This window comes from Streptomyces sp. NPDC050548 (assembly GCF_044457385.1).
Taxonomy (GTDB): Bacteria; Actinomycetota; Actinomycetes; order Streptomycetales; family Streptomycetaceae; genus Streptomyces.
Genome location: NZ_JBITGV010000007.1, coordinates 329152 through 336278 on the forward strand (window position 1 = coordinate 329152; position 7127 = coordinate 336278).

Sequence of the window (7127 nt, forward strand, 5' to 3'; positions counted from 1 at the left end):
AGACAGCGATGTCCCAGCAGGCTCAGGAAACGCAGGAGCCCGAGGCCCCGCATCTCGACTTCCAGGGAACGACCCCCTACGAGGACTACGTCCAGGCGGACGTCCTCACCCACCTCCAGCACACCCGCTCCGACGACCCCGGAGAGATGGTCTTCCTGGTCACCACCCAGGTGATGGAGCTGTGGTTCACCGTCATCGTGCACGAGTGGGAGACCGCCGCGCGGGCCCTGCGCGAGGACCAAGTGCCGGTCGCGATCGACGCGCTGAAGCGTTCCGTACGGGAGCTGGAGGCGCTCAACGCCTCCTGGCGGCCCCTCGGACAACTCACGCCGGCGCAGTTCAACTCGTACCGCGCCGCCCTCGGCGAGGGCAGCGGCTTCCAGTCGGCGATGTACCGCCGGATGGAGTTCCTGCTCGGCGAGAAGTCCGCGTCCATGCTCGTCCCGCACCGAGGCGCACCGCGCGTGCACGCCGAGTTGGAGAAGGCGCTGCACGAACCGAGCCTCTACGACGAGGTGTTGAGGCTCCTCGACCGGCGCGGCCACACGGTCCCCGGGGCCGTGCTCGCGCGTGACGTGTCGCTGCGCTACGAGCCGTCGGCGGAGGTGGAGGAGGTGTGGACCGCCCTCTACTCCGGTGACCCCGGCGACGAACTCGCCCGGCTCGGCGAGGCGTTGACCGATGTCGCCGAGCTGGTGTGGCGATGGCGGAACGATCATCTCGTCGCCACCCGGCGTGCCATGGGCGCGAAGACCGGGACCGGTGGCTCCGCGGGCGTCGCCTGGCTGGAGAAGCGCGCGCAGAAGAACGTGTTCCCCGAGCTGTGGACGGCGCGCTCCCATGTCTGAACTCGCGCTGAAGGCAGAGAAGTTGGACGCCGCCGATGAACTCGCGGGCGTGCGTGCGCAGTTCGTCCTCGGCGACGATGTGGTCTACCTGGACGGGAACTCGCTCGGCGCACTGCCGGTGGGGGTCCCGGGCCGGGTCGAGGACGTCGTACGGCGGCAGTGGGGCGAGCTGCGGATCCGGTCCTGGGACGAGAGCGGCTGGTGGACCGCGCCCGAGCGGATCGGCGACCGGATCGCCTCGCTGGTCGGGGCCGCGGCCGGGCAGATCGTCGTCGGCGACTCCACAAGTGTCAATGTGTTCAAGGCGGTTGTGGCGGCCGTGCGGATGACGGGCGGCTCGGGGCGGGACGAGATCGTCGTCGACGCGACGACTTTCCCCACGGACGGGTACATCGCCGAGTCGGCGGCCCGGATGACCGGCTGTACGGTGCGGCCGGTGGCCCCGGCCGAGGTGCCGGACGTGCTCGGCGACCGTACGGCGGCGGTGCTCCTCAACCACGTCGACTACCGCACCGGCCGGCTGCACGACCTGCCCGCGCTCACCGCCGCCGTACACGCGGCGGGCGCCGTGGCCGTCTGGGACCTGTGCCACAGCGCGGGCGCCCTGCCGGTCGGACTCGACGAGCACGGCGTGGACCTCGCGGTCGGCTGCACCTACAAGTACCTGAACGGCGGCCCGGGTTCACCGGCGTACCTGTATGTGCGGTCCGATCTCCAGAGCCGCTTCGACTCCCCGCTCCCGGGCTGGAACTCGCACGCCGAACCCTTCGGCATGCGGCCCGCCTACGAACCGGCGCCGGGCGCGCTGCGCGGCCGGGTCGGCACCCCGGACATCCTGTCCATGCTCGCCCTGGAGGCGGCCCTCGACGTGTGGGACGCCGACGGCGTCTCGGTCGGGGCGGTACGGGCCAAGTCCCTTGCCCTGACGGACTTCTTCCTGGAGTGCGTGGCGTCGTACGTGCCGTCCGGGCGGGTGGAGTCGGTGACTCCGGTCGCCCATGCGGAGCGGGGGAGCCAGGTCGCGCTGCGCTGCGCGGACGCCGGTGACGTGATGCGGCGGCTGATCGAGCGGGGTGTGGTCGGCGACTTCCGGCACCCGGACGTGCTGCGCTTCGGATTCACGCCGCTGTACGTCGGGTTCGGGGACGTGGAGCGGGCGGCGCGGGTGCTGGGGGAGCTGGTCCGGTAGGACCTCTGGGAACTGTGTACCTCGATCTAACCGTCGTAGATCACTGGAGCGGTTAGAAGTCGACGAAGTGCCAGTGACGTGCCGGTGACGTGCACCGCAGAACCGTTTACGCCTCACCGAGCGTGACAACCGCGGTCTCCGTGCACGTCACTGGCCTGGTAGCGTCCCGGCCGACGGCCGAATTTCTCCGTGTGTTTCTCTCCTGGTCGCCATATCCCGTCACATCCTGATCCGTCCAAGTCCTCCCCCAGTGCCGAAAGCCTGGGAGGTGCCCCCATCGTCGCTGAGAGGTTGGAGCATGCCGGACGACGCCGCTGCCGCACGTGCCGCCGCAGCCGCCGTGGAAGAGGAGTCGGCCTTCTCGCACCCCGCCGTGGAACCCGACGGCACCGCCGCGTACGGCGACCACCCCGACCAGGTGATCGACTTCTACGCCCCGCACGGCGAGCGGGTGCCGGGCGAACCGGCGCCGCTGGTCGTCGTCCTGCACGGGGGTGCGTGGCGGGCGCCGTACGACCGTCGGCACATCACCCCGTTCGCGGACTTCCTGGCCCGCCGGGGGTTCGCGGTGGCCAATGTCGAGTACCGGCGGGGGTCGGCGCTGCCCGCGCAGGGCGGTACGGGCCCGGTCGCGGGCCGCTGGCCGGAGACCTTCGACGACGTCGCGGCCGCGCTCGACGCACTGCCCGCCCTCGTCCGGGAGGCGCTTCCGCAGGCCGATCCGCGCCGCACGGTGCTCACCGGCCACTCGGCGGGCGGCCATCTCGCGCTGTGGGCGGCGGCCCGGCACGTCCTCCCCAAGGACGCCCCCTGGCGCACCGACGCCCCCGCCGCGCTGCGCGGTGTGGTCGCCCTCGCCCCGATCGCGGACTTCACGGTCGCCGAGAAGCTCGCGGTGTGCGGGGGAGCGGCGGGTCAACTCCTGGGTGGAGAGGCCAAGTTCGCGGAGCGCCTGCCGTACGCCGATCCGACGCTCCTGCTGCCCACCGGCATCGCGACCGCGCTGGTCCAGGGCCGCGCCGACCTCGTGGTCCCGCAGGCGGTCGCCGAGTCGTACGCGGACGCGGCGGCGAAGTCCGGCGAGGTCGTGGGCCTCACGCTCCTTGAGGACGTCGGCCATTTCCCCCTGATCGACCCGGCGGCGGACGCGTGCGCGGTGGTGGCGGAGGAGATCGCACAACTGGCGTGGTGAGCCGCCGACTTCGGCCGACGTCAGTCGGGTTTCCTCCACCCCGGTCATACCCGTAGTACCTGAGAGCTACGGCGCAGGTGAGTTCCCTGGCGGGACGCGGACGACGACCGCGGATCCGTAATTTCCCTTCCAGATCGGCCCGACGGCGGCCGGTGCGGGAGGGGAGACGGACATGGGGGTCGTTGATGCCTGGGCGGAGACCGGTACGGCGGTAGCCGACCCGGCGAAGAGGGGTCCGGCCGGGGAGGCCGAGGCGCCACGCGTCGACCACAACAAGCCGCGCCGTACGGGCAGTTGGCGCCGCGCGCTCCTCGCCGCGCTCGTCATAGGCGCCGTCGTGATCCCCCTGTCGGCCGCGGCCCGGCCCGAGATCCCCGGCCCCGCTCCGGCCGCGCTCGCCCCGCTCACCGCGGCCACGTTGGCCGAGACGTACGCGGCGAACGGCGCCAACGCCGCCGAGGCGTCCCGCATGGCCGCCGCCGACGGCGACGAGCACCGCGCCGCGACGGACCGTGCCATGGCCGACCCGGCCCGGCACCTCCTCGCCTACGACGGCCGCGGCCCCGGCCTGGCGACGGAGGTCCTCGGCGACCTGGCCCACGCCGACCGCATAGCCGTCCTGGTCCCGGGCTCGGACACCTCGCTCGACACCTACGACCGCTTCCGCGCCACCGCGCTGAACCTGCGCCGCCAACTCACCCACGACGCCCCGAACTCCCGTACGGCGGTGGTGTCCTGGCTCGGCTACGCCACCCCGCGCACGGTGAGCGCCACGGTGCTGACCGCAAGCAGAGCGGACCAAGCGGCCCCGCACCTAAGGGAGTTCATACGGCAGCTGCACGCCGTCACCGGCCGCACGGCGCGGATCGCGCTGCTGTGCCACTCGTACGGCACGGTCGTGTGCGGCCGGGCCGCCGCCGGCCTGGACGTGTCCGACCTCGTCCTCGTCGGCAGCGCCGGCACGGGCGCCGACTCCGTTGCGGGACTGCGTACTTCGGCCCGCGTCTGGGCGGCGCGCGGCACCGACGACTGGGTGGGGGACGTCCCGCACGTCAGCGCCGACCTGTTCGGCACGACCGTCGGCTTCGGTACGGATCCGGTGTCCCCGGAGTTCGGCGCCCGCGTCTTCGCGGCTGGGGACGGCGGCCACAGCGACTACTTCTCACCGGGCTCGGCCTCCCTGGCCAACCTCGCCCGGATCGTCCTCGGCGAGACCAAGGAGGTGACTCCCCATGCGTGAACGACTCCGCCGGGCCGCCGTCCGCCTCGACGCCGCGACCCCGCCCGACCGGGACCGTGCCGTGGACGCCCTGCGCGCCTTCGCGATCCTCGGTGTCGTCCTGGGCCACTGGCTGGTGACGGCCCTGGTCGCGGACGGCGGCACCCTGCACACGACGAGCCCGCTGCGGGACATGCCGTGGCTCGCGCCCATCTCCTGGATCTTCCAGACGCTGGCGGTGTTCTTCCTGGTCGGCGGCCATGTGGCGACCCGGGGCTACGCCTCCGCACGCGCTCGCGGCACGACGTACGGTCAGTGGCTAGCCGCCCGGCTGTCGCGGCTGTTCACCCCGGTCGCCGCGGTCCTCGTCGTGTGGACGGTGACGGCACTCGCGCTGCTCCTGTCCGGCACGGACTTCGACACGGTCCGCGCCTTGGTCAAACTGGCGTTGTCCCCGATGTGGTTCCTGGTCGTGTTCGCGGGCCTGACGGCGGCCACCCCGCTGCTGACCCGGCTCAACCCGCTGTGGCCGCTGGCCGTCGTACTGCACGTGGACCTGATCCGTTTCGGGCTCGGCGGCCCCTCCTGGCTCGGCTGGGTCAACGTCGCGGCGGGCTGGCTCGTGCCCTACACCCTCGGCGCGGCCTGGACCCGCGGCGAGCTGGACCGGGCCCGGGCGGGCTGGGTCCTGCTGGCCGGCGGTACGGCGGCGACGGCTGCTCTCGTCCTGTGGGCGGGCTACCCGGCGTCGATGGTCGGCGTCCCCGGCACCACGATCTCCAACCTGGACCCGCCGACCCTGGCCGCCGTCACCTTCGGCCTGGCCCAGTGCGGCCTGGCCCTGCTGCTCCGGGACCGGTTGCGCCGCGCGCTGCGCCGCCCGCTCGCCTGGTCGGCCGTGGCCCTGGTCAACCTCTCGGCGATGACGGTCTTCCTCTGGCACCAGACGGCCCTCATGGCCACCACGGCCGCGACCCTGCCCGCCGGTCCTCTGCCCGGCCTGCACACCCGCCCCGACGACCTGACCTGGGTGGCGGCCCGACTGGCCTGGCTCCCGGTGTTCGCGCTCGCGCTGACGGTCTGCTGGGCGGCGTTCCGGGTCTACGAACAGGGACCGGGACACCGCCCGTCCCGCCGCCCGTCCCGTCTCCCGTCACGCCGCTCACGGGTCGCCCGCGCCCACACCCACCCGCCCCACCCGGCAGCGAAGAGCCCTCGCCGTGCCTAGGGTTGACCGGGTGAACGCAGTTGCCGACGGTGCCGGACCCCCGCACACCGCACCCGTCCTGTTCCCCGGACACCGCTGGCTGCGGTACATCACGTACGCCCTCGTCTCCCTCGCCGCTCTCGGCCTCTCCCTGGTGGGAATGGACGAGATGATGAGCGAGAACCAACTGGGCGTTTTCCAGGGCTTGTTGTCCGGTTTCGCGCAGGGCGTCGCCCTGGTCCTCGCCCTGCGCCGGCCCGTCCCCGCCTGGGCCCTGTCCCTCACCGCCACGGCCTTCACCGCGCTGACCGTGCGTGCCGCCATGGATCCCCTCCCCACCATGGACCCCCTCCCGGGCACGACCCCCGGCCCCGACTGGCCCTGGAGCGCCACCGAAGTCGTCGTCCAGGCCGCCGTCCTGCTGCTCGTGGCCCTGCGCGTGCCCACCCGCAAGGCTCTCGCGGCGCTGGCCGCGACCGCCCTGACGACGTTCGTCATCCAGGGTCTGGTCGGCGCCCGGCACTACTCCTCGACGGGCATGGTCGCGGTGGCCGTCTGCGCGGTGGCCGTCCTCATCGGCACCGCCCTGCGTGGTCGCGCCGAGGCCCGTACCAAGCTCGTGGAGCAGGTCACGATCACGGCGGAGGAGCGCAACCGGCGCACACTCCTGGAGGAGCGCAGCCGTATCGCCCGCGAGCTGCACGACGTGGTCGCCCACCACATGTCGGTGATCTCCATCCAGGCCCAAGTGGCGCCCCTCCTGGTCGAGAACCCGCCGGAGGAACTCAAGGAGAATCTCGCCGGCATCAGACAGAACGCCCTCGAAGCCCTCGCCGAACTGCGCCGGGTCCTCGGCGTGCTCCGCTCGGAGAACCCGGAGTATCCCGACGACCCCTACGCCCTGACCGCCCCCGGCACGGGTGCCGCCCCCGACGCCCCGCAGCCCACCCTCGACCGCCTGGACGCCCTGATAGAGAACACCAGGGCCGCCGGTCTCGACGTACGCGGCGACGTGAGAGGCGAGGTGCGCCCGCTGGCACCCGGCGTGGAGCTGTCGGCGTACCGGATCGTCCAGGAGGCCCTGAGCAACGCGCTGCGGCACGCCCCCGGCTCCACCGTCGCCGTCGAGGTCGCCCACGACCCCGACGGACTACGGCTGATCATCACCAACTCCCGCCCGCAGCAGGCCGCCCCGCCCTCCCCGGGCGCCGGGCACGGCCTGCTCGGCATGCGGGAGCGCGCGGCCATGCTCGGCGGCCACCTGACCGCGGCGAGAACGTTCCAGGGCGGCTTCGCGGTCGTCGCGTTCCTGCCGAGGGACGGCGTCGCACTCCCCGACGAACCCGAGGGCCCCCATGGCCTCCACGGCCCTGACGGCCTCCACGGCCCTGACGGCCTCCACGGCCCTGACGGCCTCCACGGCCCTGACGGCCTCCACGGCCCTGACGGCCTCCACGGCCCTGACGGCCTCC

6 protein-coding genes are annotated in these 7127 nt (G+C 73.0%); all 6 read left to right on the forward strand.

Features of this window, described 5'->3' with window-relative positions; all coding sequences use genetic code 11:
* Window positions 1-8: 8 nt before the first annotated feature.
* Window positions 9-848 (forward strand): tryptophan 2,3-dioxygenase family protein, encoded by an 840-nt coding sequence (locus ACIBJH_RS21905; RefSeq protein WP_399118509.1) that lies wholly within the window; start codon window positions 9-11, stop codon window positions 846-848.
* Window positions 841-2037, forward strand: a complete 1197-nt coding sequence (kynU, locus tag ACIBJH_RS21910; protein ID WP_399118510.1) for a kynureninase — start codon at window positions 841-843, stop codon at window positions 2035-2037. Before ACIBJH_RS21905 ends, kynU begins: the two co-directional genes overlap by 8 nt.
* Before the next feature lie 298 nt (window positions 2038-2335).
* Window positions 2336-3229, forward strand: coding sequence for an alpha/beta hydrolase family protein (locus tag ACIBJH_RS21915; RefSeq protein WP_399118511.1), 894 nt, complete (start codon window positions 2336-2338; stop codon window positions 3227-3229).
* Between the two features lie 172 nt (window positions 3230-3401).
* On the forward strand, window positions 3402-4469 hold the full coding sequence (locus ACIBJH_RS21920; RefSeq protein WP_399118512.1) for an alpha/beta hydrolase: 1068 nt from the start codon (window positions 3402-3404) through the stop codon (window positions 4467-4469).
* Entirely contained in the window at window positions 4462-5676 is a 1215-nt protein-coding gene (locus ACIBJH_RS21925; RefSeq protein WP_399118513.1) for an acyltransferase, read from the forward strand. Before ACIBJH_RS21920 ends, ACIBJH_RS21925 begins: the two co-directional genes overlap by 8 nt.
* Before the next feature lie 10 nt (window positions 5677-5686).
* Window positions 5687-7127: histidine kinase (locus tag ACIBJH_RS21930; RefSeq protein WP_399118514.1), on the forward strand; the 1441-nt coding region annotated here is incomplete at its 3' end.

What these genes read in the sequence shown, in the direction of transcription:
- ACIBJH_RS21905 (WP_399118509.1), top strand. Translation starts at nt 9, where the DNA reads ATGTCCCAGCAGGCTCAGGAAACGCAGGAGCCCGAGGCCCCGCATCTC.
- kynU (WP_399118510.1), top strand. Translation starts at nt 841, where the DNA reads ATGTCTGAACTCGCGCTGAAGGCAGAGAAGTTGGACGCCGCCGATGAA.
- ACIBJH_RS21915 (WP_399118511.1), top strand. Translation starts at nt 2,336, where the DNA reads ATGCCGGACGACGCCGCTGCCGCACGTGCCGCCGCAGCCGCCGTGGAA.
- ACIBJH_RS21920 (WP_399118512.1), top strand. Translation starts at nt 3,402, where the DNA reads ATGGGGGTCGTTGATGCCTGGGCGGAGACCGGTACGGCGGTAGCCGAC.
- ACIBJH_RS21925 (WP_399118513.1), top strand. Translation starts at nt 4,462, where the DNA reads ATGCGTGAACGACTCCGCCGGGCCGCCGTCCGCCTCGACGCCGCGACC.